Origin of the sequence: Thermococcus sp. ES12 (genome assembly GCF_012027515.1) — an archaeon.
Taxonomy (GTDB): Archaea; Methanobacteriota_B; Thermococci; order Thermococcales; family Thermococcaceae; genus Thermococcus; species Thermococcus barossii.
In genome coordinates this window covers 1-413 of sequence record NZ_SNUP01000106.1, presented here as the reverse complement: position 1 = coordinate 413, position 413 = coordinate 1, and the positions used below count along the sequence as shown (strand labels likewise).

At 34.9% G+C, this 413-nt stretch carries 1 protein-coding gene; it reads left to right on the top strand.

Going from position 1 to position 413, the window contains the following annotated elements; translation table 11 throughout:
• Nucleotides 1–413 (top strand): hypothetical protein (locus tag E3E37_RS11280; protein ID WP_371731720.1); only part of this gene is annotated, 413 nt, incomplete at both ends.

Below are 413 nucleotides of genomic sequence, written 5' to 3'. Positions count from 1 at the left end.
TACTATCACTATGATCACTACTTTCCAAATGATTTAGACGTGTATAAAGACAAACTTCTCCTAGTTAAGGATCCAAATGAATATATAAACGATTCCCAGAGAGAACGGGCTGAGTATTTCTATTCTAATCTCTACAGGTATTTTGGAGATCTAAAATTAGAGGATATTTGGAGAAAATCGGAATCAAAGGAGTACCCAAATCCGTTAGAAGAGTTACCAATTGCATTTTCTAAAGACTTTGGTGATTACAATACGCGGAGGAAACAACTCCTTGAAAAAGGTCTCAAATGGTTCAAAAATAGGGTTAATAAGTGGAACCAGAATCCTAGGATTCCTGAGATGAGTTTTGAGAATCTCAAAGTCATATTTGCTGATGGAGAAACATTTCAATTTGGAGACACGAAAATTAGATA